This is a genomic window from Methylocapsa polymorpha, from assembly GCF_045689225.1.
In the GTDB taxonomy this organism is placed as follows: domain Bacteria; phylum Pseudomonadota; class Alphaproteobacteria; order Rhizobiales; family Beijerinckiaceae; genus Methylocapsa; species Methylocapsa polymorpha.
On sequence record NZ_CP136862.1, the window covers coordinates 665915 to 686836 of the forward strand.

Genomic DNA, 20922 nt, shown 5'->3' on the forward strand with positions numbered 1-20922 from the left:
GTTAAATCAAAGGCGTCAACTTGAAAGGAGTCCGATTTAGGGAAGGCTAAGCCTTTATCTGCGAGGCCGAATCAGGCTTTGAATCAAATGCTTCCCGCATCCGCCCATCACTTTTTCGCGAGCTAAGATGACCAAAGCTTAACTTGCAGTATTTGATCGAAGGACGTCTATTGAGGGCGTCGCGCAGCCAGGGAGAAACCCATGAAATCGCGTCTGCCCATCGCTCTTGCTTCGATCGCGCTCGCCGGCGGGATCGCCTTTGTCGTCCAGAATGCGACCGCGCAGCAACCGCCGCCCGGCGCGCCCCCCGCCCCGCCCGCCTTCGAGAAGCACGCGCCGCCGCATTGGGTTTTGTCTCCGTCTGATCACGCCGCCCTTGTCGACGCCCGCATAGCCGGGCTGCATGCCGGCTTGAAGCTCACGCCGGATCAGGAAAAGCTGTGGCCTCCGGTCGAGGCGGCGCTGCGCGCGGGCGCCAAGAGCGCCGAGGAGCGGCGTGAAAAAATCAAGAACGAACCCCACCCCGACGACATTATCGCTTTCCTGCGGCGGATCAGCGAGATCGAGACGGCGCATGGCGCGACGCTCAAAGCGATCGCCGACGCAGCCGCGCCGCTTTACGCGACCTTGAGCGAAGACCAGAAGCACCGTCTGCCTTTGCTTCTGCCGAAACATCATTTGTTCGGCGGTCATTTCGGCGCGCATGAAGGTCCACATGGATGGGGCGACGGCGAGGACGAAGGTTTCGCCGAGCACGAGCCGGGGCCGCATCATGAGGGTCCGCATCCAGGCGAATAAGCCACTCGTCGAACATGGGCGGGTCTTGCCGCAAGTCCTGATCCGCCGATCGGCTTTTTCCGCTGCGGACATGCTGCGGCTCTTTCAGTATGGGCTATTCCCTTCGCGATCGCGTGGGTCCGCGCGATCGCGAAAGGCTGTAGAGCACGATCGCCCAATCGAAGCGAATACGCGTTTTAGCGCGTCGGGGTTTCGCTTTACCGCTCCGCCTGCAGGGGAACGATCATCCGCAACCGAAATCCTTCGGGGTCGAAGCAGGCTTTCACGTCCGCTCGAATTTGTTGCGACAGCACGCGGTTGAGCAGCATCGACCCGAACCCCTCGCGGGACGGTTGGATCACAAGCGGGCCGTCCTGCTCTTTCCATTCGCACAAGAGCGCGGATCCGCGGTCCGTGTCGATCAAGGTCCAATAGACCTCGATGCGGCCTTCTTCCTTGGACAAGGCGCCATGTTTCGCGGCATTGGTCGTGAGCTCATGCACCGCCATGCCGAGCGGAACCGCGATCTGCGACGGCAGGTCGACGGATGGGCCGACAAGGCGAATCCTCAAGCCCTGATCATCGGAAAAGGGGCTGAGCTCCTGGTTCAGCAAATGCAGGAAAGAGACGGACTGCGCCAATTCATCGGTCATTACCGCATGCGTCTTGGCGAGAGAGGAAATGCGGCCCGCGAAAGCGTCTTGAAATTCCTCGATGGTCGCTGAGCTCTTCGCCGTGGTGTTCATCACGCCTTGCACCGTCGCGAGCGTGTTCCTGACGCGGTGGTGCAGCTCGCGGATCAGGAGAGCTTGCCGCTGTTCGGCCCTGACGTGATCGGTTACTTCGTTTCCTTCGACATAGGTTCCGGAAACCTCGCCGTTTGGATCAGTGACCGGCTGGCAGACGAAGTCGATGAAATATTCCGCGATCTCGCCGCTGGGCTTGTTCTGCAAGAGGATGCGCATCTTGCGGCCGACAAAAGGCTTGCCGGTCCGATAGACGTCGCCGATTATGTCGAGATATTCCTGGTTCGCAATTTCGGGCAACGCCTCGCGCATGGTCTTCCCGATGAGATCACGGCCGCCGGCAAACTCGCGAAAGGCGAAATTCGCCATTTCGAAGACATGGTCCGGCCCCTGCAGGACGCACATGAAATTAGGGGCGTCCATGAATATGCGATTCAAATGGTGGGCGGTGGCCAGAAGAGTCTGATTGAGGGCCTGCACCATTCCAAGACGGTGGCTGACGTCAGCTCCGCCCGAAGCCGCCGCTTCGGACCGGCTCACGAGATCGGTCGATTGGCGGAGCTGCGAAATATCCTGCGTGCTTTGCAGCACATAAGCGACCTTGCCGTCCTTGTCGAGGATCGGCACATGGGTGCAACTCCACGACCGCTCCTCCAGACCTCCCTTGCCCAAGATCGGGTAAGGGAGAACGGGAAGCACGTCGACAATCCCTTGATCGCGAACGCGCTCGAACGAGTCCTGGAGCAATCGGCGGCTTTCGCCTTCGGCCGGAAACGCCTTGAAGACATAGGCTCCAATCAGGCTTTCTCTCGTCCGCATGGTTACGTCGAGATAGGCCTGATTCATGGCGACAATCTCGAAATTCACGTTCATCACCATGAAGGGTGAAGGAAGGCTATTGAATATCGCTTGAAAATCCAACTCAGTATCCAGCTTCACCGCGCAGCTCCCGGCGCATTGTTTATTGTTGCGGTCGAGCCTGAGGCGTCGCTCGAAGCAAGGGCCGCGCCCAGCGCTTTCGGGATTGCTAAGAGATCCATAATGGCCATCCGCTCGCGACAAAAGCAGCTCTTACATAAAAAGGCGAGCGCGTTTCAACATTTGCCGACATAGGGCGTGGATAGGCGATTGACCAATATGCGCTGGGAGAGCGATGACGGCGCCTAAAGGAAATGCGCGGCGCGAGACCGCAGCCCGGCTGGAGCAGCCAAGCTCGCGGCTGCCCGGCCAGACAACGAAAGCGAAGCGGCTTTGGTTGCATGGAAAATCTCTTGAGACGCGTCGCGCCGGCGCTCCGGCCTGGCTGGATCCGCTTCCATATCTCTTTCGGTAGCGTTCACGATCGGGCCGCCTTATGTTGAAGGCGCCCCTTCGCTTCCAATGAAAAATGCCGCGCTCATGTCCTTAGTGCACCGCCCCGTTCAGGCAGGAGACCATGTGTTCCTGGTTGACGGGTCATCTTTTGTCTTTCGCGCCTATTTCCAATCCATTCGGCAGGATGCGAAATATAATTATCGCTCGGACCGTCTGCCGACAGGGGCGGTCCGGCTCTTCTGCACCAAGCTTTTCCAGTTCGTGCGCGAAGGCGCGACAGGGATCAAGCCGACCCATCTCGCGATCATTTTCGATAAGTCCGAAAACTCCTTCCGCAAGGAGCTTTACCCCCCTTACAAAGCCAATCGTTCGGAGCCTCCTGAAGATCTGGTCCCGCAATTTCCCTTGATGCGGGCCGCGGTTCGCGCCTTCGGCCTTCTCCCGGTCGAGCAGGACCGCTACGAGGCCGACGATCTTATCGCGACCTATGCGCGGGAGGCGCGCGAGCGCGGGGCCGACGTTCTCATCATCTCCGCCGACAAGGATTTGATGCAGCTCGTCGGGCCGGGCGTCGCCATGTATGACCCGGCCTCCGGCGAAGCAGGCGCCAAGGGCGCGCGCGAGGAGCGGCGGATTGGGCCGGAGGAGGTTTACGCCTATTTCGGCGTTCCGCCGGAAAAGGTCGTCGACGTTCAGGCGCTCGCCGGCGATTCGACCGATAATGTGCCGGGCGCGCGCGGCGTCGGGCTGAAGACGGCGGCGCAGCTCATCAATGAATATGGCGATTTGGATACGCTCCTCGTCCGCGCGGGCGAGATCAAGCAACCGAAACGCCGCGAGACCCTCACCGATCCGCAAAGCGTCGCGCTAATCAATGTATCGAAGCAGCTCGTCTCTCTGGTCCGCGATGCGCCGCTCGAAGTGCCGCTCGACGATCTGGGCCTTCATGCGCCCGACGCCAAGACTCTCGTTTCATTCTTCAAGGCGATGGAATTCACGACCATCACCAAGCGGGCGGCCGAAGCCTATCAAATCGACGCGGCGTCGGTCGAGCCAGCCCCCGCCTTCGTCGGCGAGGCCGGATGGCGCGGCCGCAACGGAGAGCCTTTTTCCGCCAAAGCGGAAAGCGAGACGCCGGAAGCGCCCCAGCTAGGGGATGCGCAGCAGCCAAAAAGAAACGCCCGCTACGGCCCGCCGGCCGCTCCGGCGCCCGTGGCCACAGGACCTGGCCAACTCGCCGCCGAGCGCGCCGAAGCCGCCCGCGCCGAGACATTCGACGTCAAAGCCTACAAGACGATTTCAAGTTTTGAAGCGCTCGACGCCTGCATCGCCGCCGCGAAGGAGGCCGGTTATATCGCAATCGACACGGAAACCTCCTCGCTCGACGCCATGCAGGCCGAACTCGTCGGCATTTCCTTATGCGTCACGCCGGGCCGCGCCTTCTACATCCCGCTGCGCCATCGCAGCGAGGGGGGCGGCGACCTTTTCGGCGGCGGCGATCTCATCCCCGGCCAATTGCCCGCCGATGAAGTTCTCGCCCGCTTGAAACCGCTTCTGGAAGACCGCAGCGTCTTGAAGATCGCGCAGAACATGAAGTTCGATTGGCTGGTCTTCCGCCAATGCGGAATCGAGGTCCGCCCAGTCGAAGACACGATGCTGCTCTCCTATGTGCTCGACGCCGGCCGCACCGATCACGGAATGGACGTGCTGAGCGAGAAGCACCTGGGGCATAAGCCAATCCAGTTTGGCGAAGTCGCCGGCTCTGGCCGGACATTCATCGGATTCGCGCGGGTCGCCATCGACAGGGCGACGGAATATTCGGCGGAGGACGCAGACGTCGCTTTGCGTCTTTGGCGGACCCTGAAGCCGCGCCTGCCCGCGGAGCGCATGACCGCCGTCTATGAAGGGCTGGAGCGCCCGATGATCGAGGTTCTCTCGCGCATGGAGCGGCGCGGCATAGAGATCGACCGGGCGATCCTCGCCCGGCTTTCGGGCGAATTCGCGCAGGACATGGCGCGGCTCGAGGCCGTGATCTACGAGCTCGCCGGAGAGAGCTTCAATCTCGGTTCGCCAAAGCAGCTCGGCGATATTCTGTTCGGCAAGATGGGCCTCGCCGGCGCCAAGAAAACCGCGACAGGCGCCTGGTCGACGGCGGCGGGCGTCCTCGATGACCTCGCCGCAGAGGGCAATGAGCTCGCGGCCCGGATTCTCGACTGGCGACAGCTCGCAAAGCTCAAATCGACCTATACGGACGCGCTGCCCAGCTTCGTCAATCCTTCGACTGGACGGGTGCATACGTCCTACGCCCTCGCCGCGACGACGACGGGCAGGCTCTCCTCGTCGGAGCCGAATCTTCAGAATATTCCGGTGCGCAATGAAGCTGGCCGCAAGATCCGCCGGGCTTTTATCGCGGGCGCGGGACATAAGCTCATCTCGGCCGATTACTCGCAAATCGAATTGCGGCTGCTCGCCCATATCGCCGATATTCCGCAGCTCAAGGCGGCCTTCGCAGAAGGCCTCGACATCCATGCGATGACCGCCTCCGAGATGTTCGGCGTGCCGGTCGCGGGCATGCCGCCAGAGGTGCGCCGCCGCGCCAAGGCGATCAATTTCGGCATCATCTACGGCATTTCAGCCTTTGGCCTCGCCAACCAGCTCGGCATCGCGCGGGAAGAGGCGGGCGCCTACATCAAGCGCTATTTCGAGCGCTTTCCCGGCATTCGGGCCTATATGGACGCGACGAAAAAAACCGCGCGCGAAAGCGGATTCGTGACCACGATTTTCGGGCGCAAATGCCATTATCCGCGCATCGCCTCCTCAAACCCGTCGGAACGCGCCTTCAACGAGCGCGCCGCGATCAATGCGCCGATCCAGGGCTCCGCCGCCGACATCATCCGCCGCGCCATGATCCGCATGGATGCGGCGCTCGCGGAGGCGAAGCTGTCCGCGCAAATGCTACTGCAAGTGCATGACGAACTCGTGTTCGAGGCGCCCGACGGCGAGGTCGAAGCGACCATCGCGCTTGTTCGCAGGGTCATGGCGGATGCGCCGCATCCCTTTGTACAGCTTTCCGCGCCCTTGCAGGTCGACGCCAAGGCTGCGCAGAATTGGGACGAGGCGCATTAGCTCCCGTCGCGAAAAATTGATCGCCAATCGCGATCAAACCATGCTTCGGCGTCTGGCTTTCGCGGATGAGCCGAAAGGTCGCAGAGCTTTCGTCCGACCTATTTATGGCTTGACAAAGCGTCCCCGGCGCGAAGATCAAAGCGCGCGAACCACAATTGCCTTTTCCTCGCCCAGAAACTCAATCCAAGACGGCGCCGCAGTTCAAGGACCTGAAGCTCGTCGGCAAAAATCAAGAAAGAGGAAGCCTTTCAAACGACAAGGATGCAGCGCGACGCTGTTCGCAGGCTCGAGTTCTTCTCCTTTCGCCGCGATTCCTGTGCCGACCTGCCTTCGCGACGCTCTTTTGCCGGCCAATCGCGAGTATCTGATCAAACCGGCGAAGGCTAAAGAGGCTTCGCCTCTCCGGCATGATCGAAGCGAGCGTGTTTGTTGGCGTCCCGGCGCGGGTCAGGGGTCGCGAATATCCGCGACGAATGCGCGATAGAGCGAGGCTGGCGGATATGTTGACTTATTCGCGCCGGAGCGGCGGCTGCTGGAAATAGGCTTGAAATGATCCTTCCGTGTGAATCTGCTATAAATTAAATGTTGGTTGAACGAACCGCCCTCATCGGCGGCAAATATCCAAAGGGAGAGAAACAAGTGACGATTTTTCGTTTAGTCGGAGCCTGCTGCGTTGCGACCGGCCTGCTCGTCTCACAGGCGCAGGCGCATGGCGGCGTCAGCAATGAAGGCAACAAATGCGTCATGAAGATCGGCCCGTATCAATTGGATTTTACAGGATATCAGCCTGAGAATTCGATCGAGAAGTTCTGCGACGACATTCCGGAGACTGGGCGGACGGTCATCGTCCTCGACGTGGAGCAAGGGTCCGCGGGATCGGGCGCCGTTGGCGGCCCCAACAGCAATGATCTGCGCGACATGGCGATCGACCTCCGGATCCTCAAGAACGTCGGCCAGGCCAGCGACGACGTGGATCTGGAAAAGAACACGGTCGTTTATGTGGGTCCTAAAAAATATCCCGCAGGCACGCTGCATTGGGAGCATAATTTCGCCCAGAAGGGCAATTTCATCGGCCTCGTTTCGGCGACAAATGATCACGGCCAGGTTTTCGTTTCCCGCTTTCCCTTCGCGGTCGGAGAAGGGTTGAACAAGGTTTTCATCGGGATCGGCGTTGGCGTCCTGCTCGTGGGCGGCGCGATCGCGGCCTTTCTCTACCACCGCCGCGGCCAAAAATCCGCCTAGAGCGCTTCCCGATCAGATGGAACATCTGATCGAAAAGGAATCGCTCAAAGTCTAAGAGGCGGAGCATGTTCTAATCGAAAAAGTCGATCAACTTTTTCGGAACATGCTCCGGCGGCGCCACCAGACCGGGCGACCGGAGCTGTTGGAGAGCAAGCGCCCTCCAACACCGCTTTAAATCGCGCCACACGATTTACGAACGAGGGTTCTACGCTTCCTCGAGAAGGGCCGAGACCAATGAGGCCTGCGCTTCGTCGAAACTTCGAAGCCCTCAGGTTGGATAGATAAGCGCGCCGCGCGCCGCGATCTCGCGCAGCCGCTCGCTCGGGCGATAGATGGCGCCGAGGTTCGCCCATTTGTCGGCCCGCTCCACGACGCTCGCGAGGCCGAGATGATCGGCGTATTGAAGCGCGCCGCCAAGATAGCGCGGCAGGCCGAGGCCGAGGATGAGGCTCATGTCCGCCTCCCCTGGCGAAGCTACAACGCCGTCCTCCACGCAACGAGCCGTCTCAAGGATCAGCGGCAGCATCATGCGTTCAATGATGTCGGCCTCGCAAATCTCGCTTTTTCCATTCGGCCGCGCTTCGGCGAGCAGACGCTCAGTTTCGGGGTCGGCCTCCTTGCGCGGCCGGCCTTTCGAGTCATTCGCGTATTTGTAGAAGCCGTGACCGTTCTTTTGGCCGAGACGTTTCTCGCGCAGCAAAACGTCGATCGCGCTCGTGAAGGAAATCTGCATGCGTTCGGGAAAACCAGCGGAGACGATATCAACGACATGATGGGAAATATCCATGCCGATGACGTCGATGAGATAGGCCGGTCCCATCGGCCAGCCGAAACTTTCCATGACCCTGTCGATCTCGATGAAATCGACGCCATCATGAACTAGGCGCAAGAAAGCGAGGAGGTAGGGCGTGAGCGTGCGGTTGACGACAAAGCCCGGGCAATCCTGCACGACGATCGGCGTCTTGCCCAAGGCCGTCGCATAGCCGACTATGGTCGCAACAGCGTCTTCCGAGGTCTTCGCGCCGCGCACGACCTCGATGAGCGCCATTCGGGCGACCGGATTGAAGAAATGCATTCCTATAAAGTTTTCGGGGCGCTGCAGGCCTTCCGCCAAATCGCCTATCCGCAAGGATGAGGTATTGGAGGCGATGATCGCGCGCGCGCCGACAAGCGCTTCAATATCCCGCAAGACCGTCTTCTTCACCGCAATGTCTTCGACCACGGCCTCGATCGCGACATCGACGGCGTCGAAACCGTCATAGCTGAGGCTAGGCGTGATCGCGCTCAGGATTGCATCGGCCTTATCCTGCGCGAGCCTCCCCTGCTCCACCTGCCTTGCGAGGAGTTTACGCGCCTCCGTCATCCCGAGGTCGAGGGCGTGGTCGGCAATATCCTTCATGATGATGGGGACGCCACGAGCGGCGCTCTGATAGGCGATGCCGCCGCCCATCACGCCGGCGCCGACGACGGCGGCCTTGCGCACCGGCGACGCGGTCTTGGCGTAGCCTCTTGCGGTCTTTTTCAGCGCCTGTTCATTGATGAAGATCCTGACGAGCGAGGCTGCGGCCTGCGTCTTCGCCGCCTTTCCGAAAGCCTCCGCTTCAAGCGCCAGGGCCGCGTCGCGCTCGAGCCCCGCCGCTTCCTCCAAAAGCTCGACCGCGAAATGCGCCGCCGGCAAATGCGGCAAGGCTTTCCCCGCCTGGGCTTTAGCATTGGCGAGAAGCTCCGCCGCCTCTGCTTTGGAATGAGGGAGACCCCGCTTCAAATCGAGCCGGCGCCGACGCTGCTCAGCCTCCCCTTCGATCGCCTGGCCAAGCTTGGCGAGCGCAATCGCGCGCAGCACGTCGGGTGTCGCAATCGCGTCGATCGCGCCCTGCCGCAGGGCCGTCTCCGGAGTCTGTTGAGCGCCGGATATGATCCATTCCGCGCTCGCCGGAAGGCCAATCAGGCGCGGCAGGCGAACCGTGCCGCCATAGCCCGGAAAAATGCCAAGATGAATCTCCGGAAAGCCGATCTTCGCGGCGCTCGACATCACGCGGTAATCGGCGCCGAGCGCTATCTCGAGCCCGCCGCCGAGCGCAAGGCCATTGATTGCGGCGACCGTCGGAACCGGAAGATCGCTAAGCATCGTGATGATCTTGCTGTTTTCGGCGACGAAGGCGACGACCTCGCCCTGCGTCTGCTTGAATACGGCAGTGAATTCAAAAATATCGGCGCCGACGATGAAAGCCTCCTTGGCGCTGGTGATGAGCACGCCCTTGACGGCGGGCGTAGCCGCGATGAGCTCAAGCGCGCGGCGCAATTCGTCGAACGTCAGCCTGTCGAGCTTGTTGACCGGCTCGTCGCCGCGCTCGAAGCGCAGCTCGGCGACGCCATTATCTTGCAATTCAAGCTTGATCGTTTGACCGTCAAAAAGCATGTCTCACCTTACGATTGGATGTTACGGGCAAGACCCCCGACCTAGAGCGCTTCCCGATCAGATCATCTGATCGAAAAGGAATCGCTCAAATTCAAAGAGCTGAAGCATGTTCTGATCGAAAAAGTCGATCAACTTTTTCGGAACATGCTTTCGTGGGAGCAAGGGCTTCGACGGAAGGCGGCGCAATGCGCAGACCTGTCCAACTCGACGCTTCTAATCCTTCTATTTGTTAATTGCATAACACATTGGGGCGCTTTCAGCCTCGGGCGGCGCAGGGCGGCAGCGGATTTTTCGCGCCGTCTTCAGGCGTCCCCAATTTGAAAGGCGGCGGTGATCAGCGTCCTTGTATAAGCCTCGCGCGGATCCTCGATGACTCGTCGCGCCTCTCCCCGTTCGACAATTCGTCCGTCCTTCATCACCGCGATCTCGTCGGCCAAGGCGCGGACCACGGCGAGGTCATGGCTGATGAAGACATATGACAAGTCGTGCGCCTCCTGCAAATGCAGCAGCAGATCCAGAATCTCGATTTGCACGGCGCGGTCGAGAGCCGAGGTCGGCTCGTCGAGGACGACAAGACGCGGCTTCAAGATCATCGCCCGCGCGATAGCGACGCGCTGCCTTTGCCCGCCGGAAAGCTCATGTGGGAAACGACGACGCAGATCAGGATCAAGCAAGACCTCTTCCAAGGCGAGCGCCGCTCGCTTGTCGCGCTCTATGCGCCCAATCGAAGGCTCGTGCACGCGCAACCCTTCGCTGATAATGTCGCCGACGCGCATGCGCGGCGAGAGCGAGGCGTAAGGATCCTGAAAAACAAGCTGCATGGAGCGGCGCAGGGGCCGCATCTGAGCAGCGTCGAGCGGCGTCAAGTCGCGATGTTCAAAACTGATGGCGCCGCTCGCTGGGGTGAGTTTCAAGAGCGCTCGGGCGAGGGTCGATTTGCCTGAGCCGGATTCGCCGACGACGCCAAGCGTGCGGCCTTTGCGCAGGACGAGGCTGACGCCGTCAACGGCCTTGATCTCGCGCTTGCCCGCGAGCCAGCCGCCGCGCAGCCGATAACATACTCTAACGTCGCTTGCGGCGAGAAGCTCGGGCACGTCGAGCAGAGGGCGCCTCTTGTGCGGATGCGGAATGGCGGCGAGCAGCAAGCGCGTATAATCATGTCTCGGCGCAGACAGAACATCCGCGGCGGGGCCGCTTTCGACAATCTCACCTTTGCGCATCACATGAATCGCATCGGCGAAACGGCGAACGAGGCCGAGGTCGTGGCTGATGAAGATCATCGCCATCCCGAGCCGCTGCTTGAGGTCCATGAGAAGATCGAGAATGCGCGCGGCGACAGTGACGTCGAGAGCGGTCGTCGGCTCATCGGCGATCAGCACGTCGGGGCCGCAGGCGATCGCCATGGCGATCGCGACGCGCTGGCGCTGACCGCCGGACAATTCATGCGGATAGGCGTGCAGCCGCCGCCGCGGCTCGGCTATGCCGACAAGATCGAAAAGCTCCTGCGCGCGCAGAGCGGCGGCGCGGCGGGAGAGCCCCGCGCGCAACCGCAAGACGGCGCCGATCTGCGAGCCGACCGTAAACAGCGGATCGAGCGACGCCATGGGCTCCTGGAACACGAAGGCGATGCGGCGGCCTCGGATCTCGTCAAGCCGGCTCGCGGGAAGCTCGAGGAGATTCACGCCATCGAAGCTGATCGAGCCTGTTGTGGCCGCGTGCGGCGAAAGCAGCCTCAATGCGGCGAGCGCCGTCTGGCTCTTGCCCGACCCGGATTCGCCGACGATCGCGGCGACCTCTCCGCGTTCGAGCGCGAAGCTTGCATTTTTGACGACGCAGCTTGGTCCATAAGATACGCAAAGGTCGCGGAAGGAGAGGATCGCTTCGGCCGCCATCTCCGTTCAATTGCTCCGCGCGTCGAATGAATCGCGCCAGCTATTGCCGAGGCTCTGCAACGCGCCGAGCGTAGCCCCTAAAAAAATCGCTGGGAAAATGAGGAGATGAACGGCGCTCTGAATATTGCGCGCGCCATCGGCGATCAGCACGCCCCAGCTCGTCAAGGGCTCCTGCACGCCAAGGCCGAGGAAGGAGACAAAGCTCTCGAGCAGGATCACGCGCGGAATGAGCAACGCTAGGTAGGCGATAATCGGCCCGGCCGCATTCGGAACGACATGACGCCGAAGGATCGCCGCCGGCGTCGCCCCGAGCGCCTCGGCGGCGGCGACATAATCCTTGCGCTTGATGGAAAGCGTCTGGCCCCGCACGATCCGCGCCATGTCGAGCCATTCGACGGCGCCAATCGCGACGAAGATCAGCGCGAAATGACGGCCGAAGACCATGACGAGAACGATGACGAAGAAGATGAAGGGAAGCGCATAGATAATCTCGACGAGGCGCATCATCAGCGCGTCAGCGCCGCCGCCCGCGTAGCCGGCGATCGCGCCATAGCCGACGCCGATGAGCAAGGCGACGAGAGAGGCGAGCAGGCCGACGGATAGCGAGACGCGGCCGGCTATGAGGATGCGCGTCAGAAGATCGCGGCCATTGGCGTCGGTCCCAAACAGGAAAAACATCGGCTTCAAGGACGCCTCGATGCGCAGCCGGCGCCCTTCGTCCTCGCGTCCAATGATGCGCGGCGCCGAAAAAATATCGGAGCGCTCGAACGCCCGCAAGGCGCGCGCGTCGATCGGCTTGTCGCCGGCAAGCGTCGCTTGAAGAGCCTCGCCGTCCAGGCTCTGGATTTCGATCTGCGCGTGCATGCGCCGGGCGATTTCGTCGACCGCCTGGTCGATCTCCGCGGCGCTCGGATGCGGCGACAGCGATGGCCCGACAAGAACATAGTCGCGATAGACGCGGTCGTAGGGATGCGGCGAGACCAAAGGACCAAGGAGACACAGGAGCGTAATCGACGCGAGAACGGCGAGGCTGACCCGAACCGACCCTTTTCCGGCGCCGCGCGGCGAAAAGAACAAGCGCGACGGCTGCGGCTCTGGCGAAGGCTCGGATCTATTCATCGCGCACTCGCGGATCGAGCCAGGCGTAGGCGAGATCGACCATGAGATTGAAGAAGATGACGAGGACCGCAATGACGACCACGGTGCCCATGACGAGCGTATAATCGCGACCAAGCGCGCCATCGACGAAATATCTGCCCATGCCGGGAATGCCGAAAATGGTCTCGACGACGACCGAGCCGGTGAGCACATTGGCCGCGGCGAGGCCGAGATAGGAGAGCGCCGGCAGAACGGCCGCGCGAAGCGCATGCGCCTGGATGTGCCACGCCGGAAGTCCGAACGCCCGCAGGGTGCGAATGTGAGGCATGGCGAGAACATCGTTCAAGCCAGCTTGCATCAGCCGCGCCACAATGGCGATCTGCGGCAAGGCGAGCGTGAAGACCGGCAAGACCTGGTTTTTCCAAGCGCCGTCGTTCCAGCCGCCGACCGGCAAGGCGCGCAGCGTCAAACCGAACCAAAGTTGCAACATAGGCGCGACGACGAAAGCCGGCAAAACGAGCCCGAAAAGCGCCACGCCATCGACAAGATGCGCGCCGAATCCGCTTTGCCGAGCTGAGCCCGCGACCCCTAGGCCCGCGCCGACAATGACGGCGACGAGCATGGCCTCCGCGCCGAGCTCGGCCGAGATCGGCAAGGCTTTGGCGAAAAGCTCATTGACGGAAAAATCCCGCCAATGCAGGCTCGGACCGAGATCGCCTCTGGCGAGACTCTCGAGATAAAGCCAGAATTGCTGCGCAAGGGGCAGGTCAAGCCGATAGATGCGGCGCAGATTTTGCGCGATTTCAGGATCGAGCGCCCGCTCCGCGTCGAACGGCCCGCCCGGCGCAAGACGCAAGAGGAAAAACGCGGCCGCGACAATGATGAACACTGTCGGAACCGCGCCGCCCATGCGCGCTAAAACCAGCCGGAACATGAATTGGTCTCTTCCGAAAATATCTAACAGTTTCGTGCGCTCTACTGCCGAAGGCGCCGTGGCTCCTCGCCTCGGCGGAAGACAAACGGCGAAAGCCCTTTTCGCCGTTTGGCGCCAATATGCCAAGAGTCGAATGAGTTTTCCGGCGGCTCGGACTCGGGGCTTCCAAACCCGCGCGCAAAACTTGTCGGGCGCCGAAGAGCGGTCTACTTAAGCCCATCAAGGATCTGAAAGAACAAGTCGATGGACGATGAAAAATGGCTGGAGAGGCGCTATTATGGCGGCGATCTTCCGGCGGAGGCGGAGCGTGCGCTGCACGCCGTCGGGCTTTGCTGGGAGGACGAGCGCGCCTCGGAGGAGCATATCAAGCAGGCGCTGAAAATTGCGCCAAACCATCTCGCGGTTCGCTACGGCGCCTATAAGTTCTACTATTATCGCCGCCGCCTCGATGAGGCGCTCCCCCATGTCGAGGCCTGGGTGGACGAGGCGATCAAGCGCAATCGTTTCCCGAGCGACTGGCGCGCCGTCACGGCGGAAGACGCCGATTTCACCAATTTCGACGGCGAGCCGCGCGCCTTCCTGTTCGCGCTGCGCGCGCAGGGCTGGCTGCTCGCGCGGCTCGGGCGGATCGATGAGGGCCGCGCCGCCTTGGCGAAGGTGGCCGCATTGGATCCGCAGGACCAGATGCGGGCGCGCCGCCTCATGGCCATTCTCGATCAGCCGCCTGATGAGGACGATGGCGATTCGTCCACTGCGGCGCCTGCTTGATTCAGATCAACGTCGAGCGCCATTCGAATGCGTAGGGACAAGCGAGGCCGAAGCCGACTCAAGGGCTTCGCTTCAGTTGTGCAGTCCCCTGGCATGCCCTGCGCGAGCAGCTCGGCGGGAAGGCCGCATTCGAGCAAGAGTCCCGGTCGCAAAGGCTGATCCTCGCTCTCGCGCTGGAGACCTGACTATGACCGTGAGAGAAACACCGTCTACAACGTCGGCCGTCGCCGTGTGGGACCCTGTCGTCCGGTTTGGGCATTGGGCCCTCGTCCTCGCCTTCGCGATCGCTTATTTCAGCGCGGAGGAGGAGAAAGACGGACCCGACGCCCTTCATGTGTGGTCCGGCTATGTCGTTGCCGGCATCGTCATCCTGCGCGTGCTTTGGGGGTTCGTCGGGTCGCAGCACGCCCGATTCAGCGATTTTGTCCGCCCGCCGGCGGATGCGCTGCGCTATCTCGGCGGCCTCGCGCGCGGGCGCGCCCCTCGCTATCTCGGGCATAGCCCCGCCGGCGCGGCGATGGCCATCGCGTTGCTCACCTTGCTCGCAGCGACAACTCTCACGGGCCTCATCGCCTACGGCGAACTCGGCAGAGGGCCGCTCGCAAGCTTGGGAGGACCTGTGGCGCCGGCGCCTGCCGGAACGGCCCAATCCGGTCCCGCCTCTGCCGATCAACGCGCCAGACTCAAGGAAAGCGCGATTGGCGAGATTCATGAGACCTTAGCGAACATCACCCTTGCGCTCATTGGCCTCCACGTTGTGGGCGTGATCGGAGCGAGCATTGCGCATCGCGAGAATCTCATCGCCGCGATGATCACCGGCAGAAAGCGCGCTGAGAATTAACGCGGCGCAAGGGTGCCGAGCCTCTTCAAGAAAGAGAGCGGCCAAGCGGCCGCCCTCCTTTTGGCCTACGCGTCAATTGACGATCTGCGTCACTTTGTGAGTCTTCGCTTCGACGAGAACCGTGTGTTCGTTGACGATCGCATAGCGATAGTCGGACTTGCCGCTGATTTCGGCCGGCAGCGGATAAAGCTCGACGGCGCCCGGCAAGATCGCGCCGACCGCCACATTCTCCTGGACTTTGATCGAGGGGCGCTTCTCCTTACTGACATATTGCTGGATCTTGACGCGCTGCTCAGCCGTGAGAACGGCTCCATTCGCCGGGGCCTCTGGCGTCTTGGCGACCGCCTCCGTAGAGGCGCCGGACGCCGCGCCCGTCGGCTGCGCATAAGCCGTCATCGGCAAAGCAAGAATCGCGAGGATTGCGCCGAGAGAGACAATGTTCTTCGTCATGATCGTTCTCCTATTGGCAGGCATGTTCGCCTGCCAATACGCAATTTCGGCCAGTCCAGCTGAAGCGCGCATGAAGTCGGCGTTCATGTGCGGCTAAGCTTCGCCGCAGCAGCGCGGTCAGGGCCTTTGTTCTTCGCAAGATCGCCGCAGCTGCGGCCTTCCGTCCGGACACGCTTCGTGCTAGACGGCTTTTTCTCCTTGGAAGACCAACCGACCCTCCGCGATAAAGTCGCGCTTGGTTTCTTTCAACTTCTCTCGCGCCAGAAAATTGCCCGACAAAACCGCATGGCAACTCGCATCGATCGCCGTTTTAAAGATCTCGCGCGCGAAGGCCGCGCCGCGCTTGTCGCCTTTGTGATGGCTGGCGATCCGGACCTTGCGACCAGCCTCAATCTTCTGCAGGCGCTGCCGAAGGCCGGCGCTGACGTGATCGAGGTCGGCATGCCTTTCACCGATCCGATGGCCGATGGGCCCGCGATCCAAGCTGCGGGACTGCGCGCACTGGCGGCGGGGACCACACTTGAGAAAACCCTGGCTCTCGTCGCCGATTTTCGGAAGACCGATCAGACGACGCCGATCGTTCTCATGGGTTATTATAACCCGATCTATGTTTACGGCGTCACAGCTTTCCTCGCCAAGGCGAAGGAGGCCGGCGTCGACGGCCTGATCGTCGTCGATCTACCGCCCGAAGAAGACGCGGAGCTTTGCCTGCCCGCGCTCGCCGCCGGGCTCAATTTCATCCGGCTCGCGACGCCGACGACCGACGAGGCGCGGCTTCCCGCCGTTCTCGCCAATACGTCGGGCTTCGTCTATTATGTTTCAATCACCGGCATTACCGGCGCGGCGGCCCCGGATTTGTCCAAGGTCGCCGCCGCAGTTGAGCGAATCAAGCAGCATACGTCCTTGCCGGTCGCGATAGGCTTCGGCGTCAAGAACGCCGAATCCGCCGCGGCCCTCGCCGCCCATGCGAATGGCGTGGTGGTCGGCTCGGCGCTTGTCGAAGCTTTGCGCGCCTCGCTCGACGCCCATGGCAAGGCGACCGCCAAGAGCGTAGATACGGTAGCCGGACTTGTCGCCGATCTCGCCAAAGGCGTCCGATCGGCGGCGGCCATGGCCCGCTGAAGCTCGGCGGACATGCCGCATCGAAACCGCCAGCTGCGCCCGAACAGGATCGCTTGTAAACAGGATCGTCGATGAATTGGATCGCAAATGTCGTCCCGCCCAAGGTCAGGTCGCTTCTGCGCCGCGAGACGCCCGAAAATCTATGGGTCAAATGCCCCGAGAGCGGCGAGCTCGTCTTTCACAAGGACCTCGAGGCCAATCTCTTCGTCGTGCCGGGCTCGGGCTATCATATGCGCTTCGCCCCGAAGGCGAGGCTCGACAATCTTTTCGACGACTCGGCCTATGAAGAGATTGCGACCCCTGAAGTGCCTCTCGATCCGTTGAAGTTCCGTGATGTGAAGCGCTACACGGACCGGCTCAAGGAATACCGCCTGAAGACCGAGATGCTCGATGCGGTGAAGCTCGCCTTCGGCAAGCTCGATGGCCTAAATGTCGTCGTCGCCGTGCAGAATTTCGACTTTCTCGGCGGTTCGCTCGGCATGGCGGCCGGCGAGGCAATCGTGACCGGAATGCTGACTGCGATCGAGCGCAAGACGCCCTTCATCATTTTCACGGCTTCCGGCGGCGCGCGTATGCAGGAGGGAATCTTCTCCTTGATGCAAATGCCGCGCACGACCATCGCGGTGCAGCGCCTTCGCGCGGCCAAGCTGCCTTACATTGTCGTCTTGACGAATCCGACGACCGGCGGCGTGACCGCCTCCTACGCCATGCTCGGCGACGTGCATGTCGCCGAACCCGGCGCGGTCATTGGATTCGCCGGCGCGCGCGTGATCGAACAGACCATTCGCGAGCGCCTGCCTGAAGGTTTTCAGCGCGCCGAATATCTCGAAGCGCATGGCATGATCGACATGGTCGTGCATCGGCGCGACATGCGCGCTACGCTCGCCCGTCTCTGCGCGCTTTTGACCCAGACGCCGCCCTCCGCGCAAGCCGCCGCGTAACGGCGACGCGAACAAGGGCGCCATGGACTCTCTCGACACTCTTCTCTCTCGCCTGTTCAAGCTGCACCGTAAGTCGATCGAGCTGTCGCTCGGGCGAATCGAGCGGTTGCTCGCCGCCTTGGGGTCGCCGGAGCGTCGGCTGCCGCCGATCATTCATGTCGCGGGCACGAATGGCAAAGGCTCGACCATCGCATTCATGCGCGCGATCCTCGAAGCGGCCGGCAAGCGCATCCACGTCTACACCTCGCCGCATCTCGTGCGCTTTCATGAGCGCATCAGGCTCGGAGCCATCGGGGGCGGCAAGCTTGTCGGCGACGCCGAGCTTTTCGATGCCTTGCGCGCCTGCGAAAAGGCCAATAAGGGCGAGCCGATCACCTTTTTCGAGGCGACGACGGCGGCGGCGTTCAAGCTTTTCAGCGAAATGCCCGCCGATTACCTGCTGCTTGAAGTCGGGCTCGGCGGCAGGTTCGACGCCACCAATGTGATCGCGCGGCCGAGGGCTTCGGTCATCACCCCGATTTCTATCGATCACCCGGAATTTCTGGGCCCAACGATCGCGAAAATCGCTTTCGAAAAGGCCGGGATAATCAAGCCGGGCGCACCCGTGATCGCAAGCGTTCAGCATGAGGACGCCTTGGCCGTGCTGCGGCGCGAAGCGGAGCGCGCGGGCGCGCCGCTCATCGCTGCCGGGCAGGATTACGCCGCCAGGGAGGAGCATGGACGCCTCATTTTCGAGGACGAGCGCGGCCTCCTCGATCTTTCGCTGCCGCGCCTGCTCGGCCGCCATCAGCATCAAAACGCGGCGACCGCTCTCGCGGTCGTGCGCAACATTGAGCCGGATCTCGAACATAGCGTCTTCGAGCGCGGCGTGACCCAGGCCGAATGGCCGGCGCGGCTGCAAAATCTCGTTAAGGGCTACGCGTTGGCTCTCGCCCCCGAAGGCGCGGAGATCTGGCTCGACGGCGGCCATAATGAAGACGCCGGACGCGCGCTCGCACAAGCAATGGCGGATTTCGAGGACAAGCTGCAAAAGCCACTCGTCATCATTTGCGGCACGCTCGCGACCAAGGACACCGGCGCTTTTCTCCGCGCCTTCAAAGGCCTCGCGCAGGAAGTGCTGGCGGTTCCGGTCACAGCCGAGCAGGCCAATTCGGCGCGCGACGTCGCCGCCGCGGCCGATATGGCGGGACTTCGGGCCGCCGCCTGCGAAAGCGTCGAGTCGGCGCTGCGCTTCCTCGCCGTGCGCGACTGGCGCGCGCCGCCGCGGATCCTCATCACGGGAAGCCTCTATCTCGCCGGCGAAGTGCTGGCGCTCAACGGAACGCCGCCGCAATAGGCCATATGACCCTCCAGCCTTTGGCTTCGCATTTTGAGCGAAGTCAGTATGGACTTCACCGTCGCCGACGCTAGGTGCCAATCGTCAGGTTGACATTTACCGGAGGAAACCGATTACAGGAGTGGATCGTCGCGCGATGTTGGCGACAATTCTGGGCGGGGCCGTCGTCGCAGCAACAGGATTTGTCGTGATGGCGGACGCGGTCGAAGCGGCGCCGCTAACGATCAGCAAGGGTCGTGCTGTGGCGACAGAGAACCTTGTCCAGGAGGCGGTCGTCGTCGTGCGCCGCCACCGCCGCCGGGTGTGTTTTTGGCGCAGGGGGCGTCGCGTGTGCCACTGGCGCTGAAAACCTGAACGAAGGGCGGCTGCGAGTCGCCCTTCCTGAAACGCAGCATGGAGCCCAATCAGGCAAGTTGAAGCGTCGCGCTCCGGGGCTCAACCGCCGTCATATTCGGCGGAGCAATCGGCGGTCTCATAAACGACGATGCTTGTCAGCTGCGGAAGCGCCTTCCTGATCCGCTCCCAGATCCAGACCGCGATATTCTCCGCCGTGGGATTTTCGAGCCCTTCAATGTCGTTCAGATAGTAATGGTCGAGCCGTTCGAGCAACGGCCTGAAGGCCGCCTCGACTTCGAAAAAATCGACGACAAAGCCGGTGACCGGATCAACCGGACCTTCGAGCCTCAATTCGACGCGATAGGAATGGCCATGCAGCCGGCGGCAACGGTGCTGTTCCGGCACGTTAGGCAGCCGGTGCGCCGCCTCGAAGCGGAAGGCTTGCATGATCTTCATGAGGCGGTCTTCATCGGAGTCCGATCAGCTTATGGGTCTGCAGGCTGAGTCGCCATGAGGGATGGGCGAGGCAATAGGCGATCGCCGCAGCGGTGTTCGCAGCGACGTCAGGCCCGTCCATTGGTTGCAGCCAGAAATGCGCGAAGGCAAGGCCGCGAAATTCGTCCGGCGCGAGGCCCGGCTGCGGGAAGACCAGCTTCAGCTCCGAGCCGCGCGTCGCAATAAATGGCGCGCCCGCTTTCGGGCTCACGCAAATCCAGTCAAGGCCCGGCGGCGGGGAGATCGTTCCATTGGTCTCGACGGCGATTTCGAAGCCGCGCGCATGCGTGGCGGCGATCAGCGCCTCGTCGAGCTGCAGCAAGGGTTCGCCGCCGGTGAAGACAACGAAGCGATCTGCCTTGCCGCTCCCCCAGGCGCTTTCAATCGCCTCGGCCAGCGCCTCAGCGTCGATAAAGCCGGCACCGCCCGCGCCATCCATTCCGACAAAGTCCGTGTCGCAGAAACCGCAGGCCGCGTCGGCCCGATCCGTCTCCCGCCCCGACCAGAGATTGCAGCCGGAAAAGCGGCAAAAGACAGCGGCGCGCCCGGCCTGCGCGCCTTCGCCCTGCAAAGTGAGGAAAAGCTCCTTCACCGCATATTTCGCCATGCGCCTACCCTAAAGCCTATCGCCTGCCGCAGTTCGGGCGGCGACTTGTAAGCCGCTTCGGCCTGTTCCTGCCAAGCAAAAAGGACCTCTCGCGAGGTCCTTTTTCAAACAGGCGCGCGGCTGCAGAGGATCAGATGGCCTCGGTAATCCATTTTTTCAGCTCACCTTTCGGCGCGGCGCCGATCTTGGTGGAGGCCTGCTTGCCATCCTTGAACAGCATCAGCGTGGGGATAGTTCGGATTCCATAGGCGCCGGCGACGCCCGGGTTTTCATCGACATTGAGCTTGGCGATCGTGACCTTGCCCTGCAATTCGTCGGCTATTTCCTCAAGCGCCGGACCGATCATCTTGCACGGGCCGCACCATTCCGCCCAGAAATCGACCACGACCGGCACGCTTGCGCCCACCACGTCGGCTTTGAAAGTGGCATCTGTGACTTTGACGGTGGACATGATCGTCTCTCGTAATTCCTGAGGCGC

Annotated in this window: 18 protein-coding genes; 9 read left to right on the top strand and 9 right to left on the bottom strand. The window is 62.0% G+C overall.

Features of this window, described 5'->3' with window-relative positions:
• The first annotated feature begins 201 nt into the window (after positions 1–201).
• Positions 202–798 (top strand): Spy/CpxP family protein refolding chaperone, encoded by a 597-nt coding sequence (locus tag RZS28_RS03260; protein ID WP_407339778.1) that lies wholly within the window; start codon positions 202–204, stop codon positions 796–798.
• A gap of 197 nt (positions 799–995) precedes the next feature.
• Here RZS28_RS03260 and RZS28_RS03265 read toward each other — a convergent pair whose 3' ends face one another.
• Complete coding sequence (locus RZS28_RS03265) at positions 996–2462, bottom strand: HWE histidine kinase domain-containing protein (RefSeq protein WP_407339779.1); 1467 nt, start codon at positions 2460–2462, stop codon at positions 996–998.
• 459 nt (positions 2463–2921) lie between these two features.
• Between RZS28_RS03265 and polA the strand changes: the two genes are divergently transcribed.
• Both polA and RZS28_RS03275 read left to right on the top strand, forming a co-directional pair.
• Positions 2922–5963, top strand: coding sequence for a DNA polymerase I (gene polA / locus RZS28_RS03270; protein WP_407339780.1), 3042 nt, complete (start codon positions 2922–2924; stop codon positions 5961–5963).
• 639 nt (positions 5964–6602) lie between these two features.
• Complete coding sequence (locus RZS28_RS03275; protein WP_407339781.1) at positions 6603–7205, top strand: hypothetical protein; 603 nt, start codon at positions 6603–6605, stop codon at positions 7203–7205.
• Positions 7206–7473: 268 nt separating this feature from the next.
• On the opposite strand, the gene fadB is transcribed toward RZS28_RS03275, so the two are convergent.
• The 4 genes from fadB to RZS28_RS03295 form a co-directional block, all read right to left on the bottom strand.
• Positions 7474–9624, bottom strand: coding sequence for a fatty acid oxidation complex subunit alpha FadB (gene fadB / locus RZS28_RS03280; protein WP_407339782.1), 2151 nt, complete (start codon positions 9622–9624; stop codon positions 7474–7476).
• 302 nt (positions 9625–9926) lie between these two features.
• Entirely contained in the window at positions 9927–11516 is a 1590-nt protein-coding gene (locus tag RZS28_RS03285) for an ABC transporter ATP-binding protein (RefSeq protein ID WP_407339783.1), read from the bottom strand.
• Between the two features lie 6 nt (positions 11517–11522).
• Positions 11523–12635 (bottom strand): ABC transporter permease, encoded by a 1113-nt coding sequence (locus tag RZS28_RS03290; RefSeq protein WP_407339784.1) that lies wholly within the window; start codon positions 12633–12635, stop codon positions 11523–11525.
• A complete protein-coding gene (locus RZS28_RS03295) occupies positions 12628–13548 on the bottom strand; it encodes an ABC transporter permease subunit (RefSeq protein WP_407339785.1) in 921 nt (306 codons plus the stop codon). The genes RZS28_RS03290 and RZS28_RS03295 overlap by 8 nt, the downstream gene beginning before the upstream one ends.
• A 243-nt stretch (positions 13549–13791) precedes the next feature.
• Here RZS28_RS03295 and RZS28_RS03300 point away from each other — a divergent pair, with 243 nt between their 5' ends.
• Together RZS28_RS03300 and RZS28_RS03305 are read left to right on the top strand one after the other, a co-directional pair.
• Positions 13792–14316: a hypothetical protein gene (locus tag RZS28_RS03300; RefSeq protein WP_407339786.1), complete on the top strand. Its 525-nt coding sequence runs from the start codon at positions 13792–13794 to the stop codon at positions 14314–14316.
• A 187-nt stretch (positions 14317–14503) separates the two neighbouring features.
• Positions 14504–15157 carry a cytochrome b/b6 domain-containing protein gene (locus tag RZS28_RS03305; protein ID WP_407339787.1) on the top strand — a complete coding sequence of 218 codons (654 nt, stop codon included), beginning with the start codon at positions 14504–14506 and terminating at the stop codon, positions 15155–15157.
• A 72-nt stretch (positions 15158–15229) separates the two neighbouring features.
• On the opposite strand, the gene RZS28_RS03310 is transcribed toward RZS28_RS03305, so the two are convergent.
• A complete protein-coding gene (locus RZS28_RS03310; protein ID WP_407339788.1) occupies positions 15230–15607 on the bottom strand; it encodes a DUF1236 domain-containing protein in 378 nt (125 codons plus the stop codon).
• 285 nt (positions 15608–15892) lie between these two features.
• Between RZS28_RS03310 and trpA the strand changes: the two genes are divergently transcribed.
• The 4 genes from trpA to RZS28_RS03330 all read left to right on the top strand — a co-directional run bounded on the left by trpA (position 15893) and on the right by RZS28_RS03330 (position 19352).
• Entirely contained in the window at positions 15893–16729 is an 837-nt protein-coding gene (trpA, locus tag RZS28_RS03315) for a tryptophan synthase subunit alpha (RefSeq protein ID WP_407339789.1), read from the top strand.
• Between the two features lie 71 nt (positions 16730–16800).
• Positions 16801–17670, top strand: a complete 870-nt coding sequence (accD, locus tag RZS28_RS03320; RefSeq protein WP_407339790.1) for an acetyl-CoA carboxylase, carboxyltransferase subunit beta — start codon at positions 16801–16803, stop codon at positions 17668–17670.
• Positions 17671–17692: 22 nt separating this feature from the next.
• The gene (locus tag RZS28_RS03325; RefSeq protein WP_407339791.1) at positions 17693–19006 is read left to right on the top strand and encodes a bifunctional folylpolyglutamate synthase/dihydrofolate synthase; all 1314 of its coding nucleotides are present in this window, start codon (positions 17693–17695) and stop codon (positions 19004–19006) included.
• A 136-nt stretch (positions 19007–19142) separates the two neighbouring features.
• The gene (locus tag RZS28_RS03330; RefSeq protein WP_407339792.1) at positions 19143–19352 is read left to right on the top strand and encodes a hypothetical protein; all 210 of its coding nucleotides are present in this window, start codon (positions 19143–19145) and stop codon (positions 19350–19352) included.
• A gap of 89 nt (positions 19353–19441) precedes the next feature.
• On the opposite strand, the gene queD is transcribed toward RZS28_RS03330, so the two are convergent.
• From queD to trxA, 3 genes are all read right to left on the bottom strand, one after another.
• Positions 19442–19798, bottom strand: a complete 357-nt coding sequence (gene queD / locus RZS28_RS03335; RefSeq protein ID WP_407339793.1) for a 6-carboxytetrahydropterin synthase QueD — start codon at positions 19796–19798, stop codon at positions 19442–19444.
• Between the two features lie 10 nt (positions 19799–19808).
• Positions 19809–20444, bottom strand: coding sequence for a 7-carboxy-7-deazaguanine synthase (gene queE, locus RZS28_RS03340; RefSeq protein ID WP_407339794.1), 636 nt, complete (start codon positions 20442–20444; stop codon positions 19809–19811).
• 130 nt (positions 20445–20574) lie between these two features.
• Positions 20575–20895, bottom strand: a complete 321-nt coding sequence (trxA, locus tag RZS28_RS03345) for a thioredoxin TrxA (protein WP_407339795.1) — start codon at positions 20893–20895, stop codon at positions 20575–20577.
• Positions 20896–20922 lie beyond the last annotated feature (27 nt).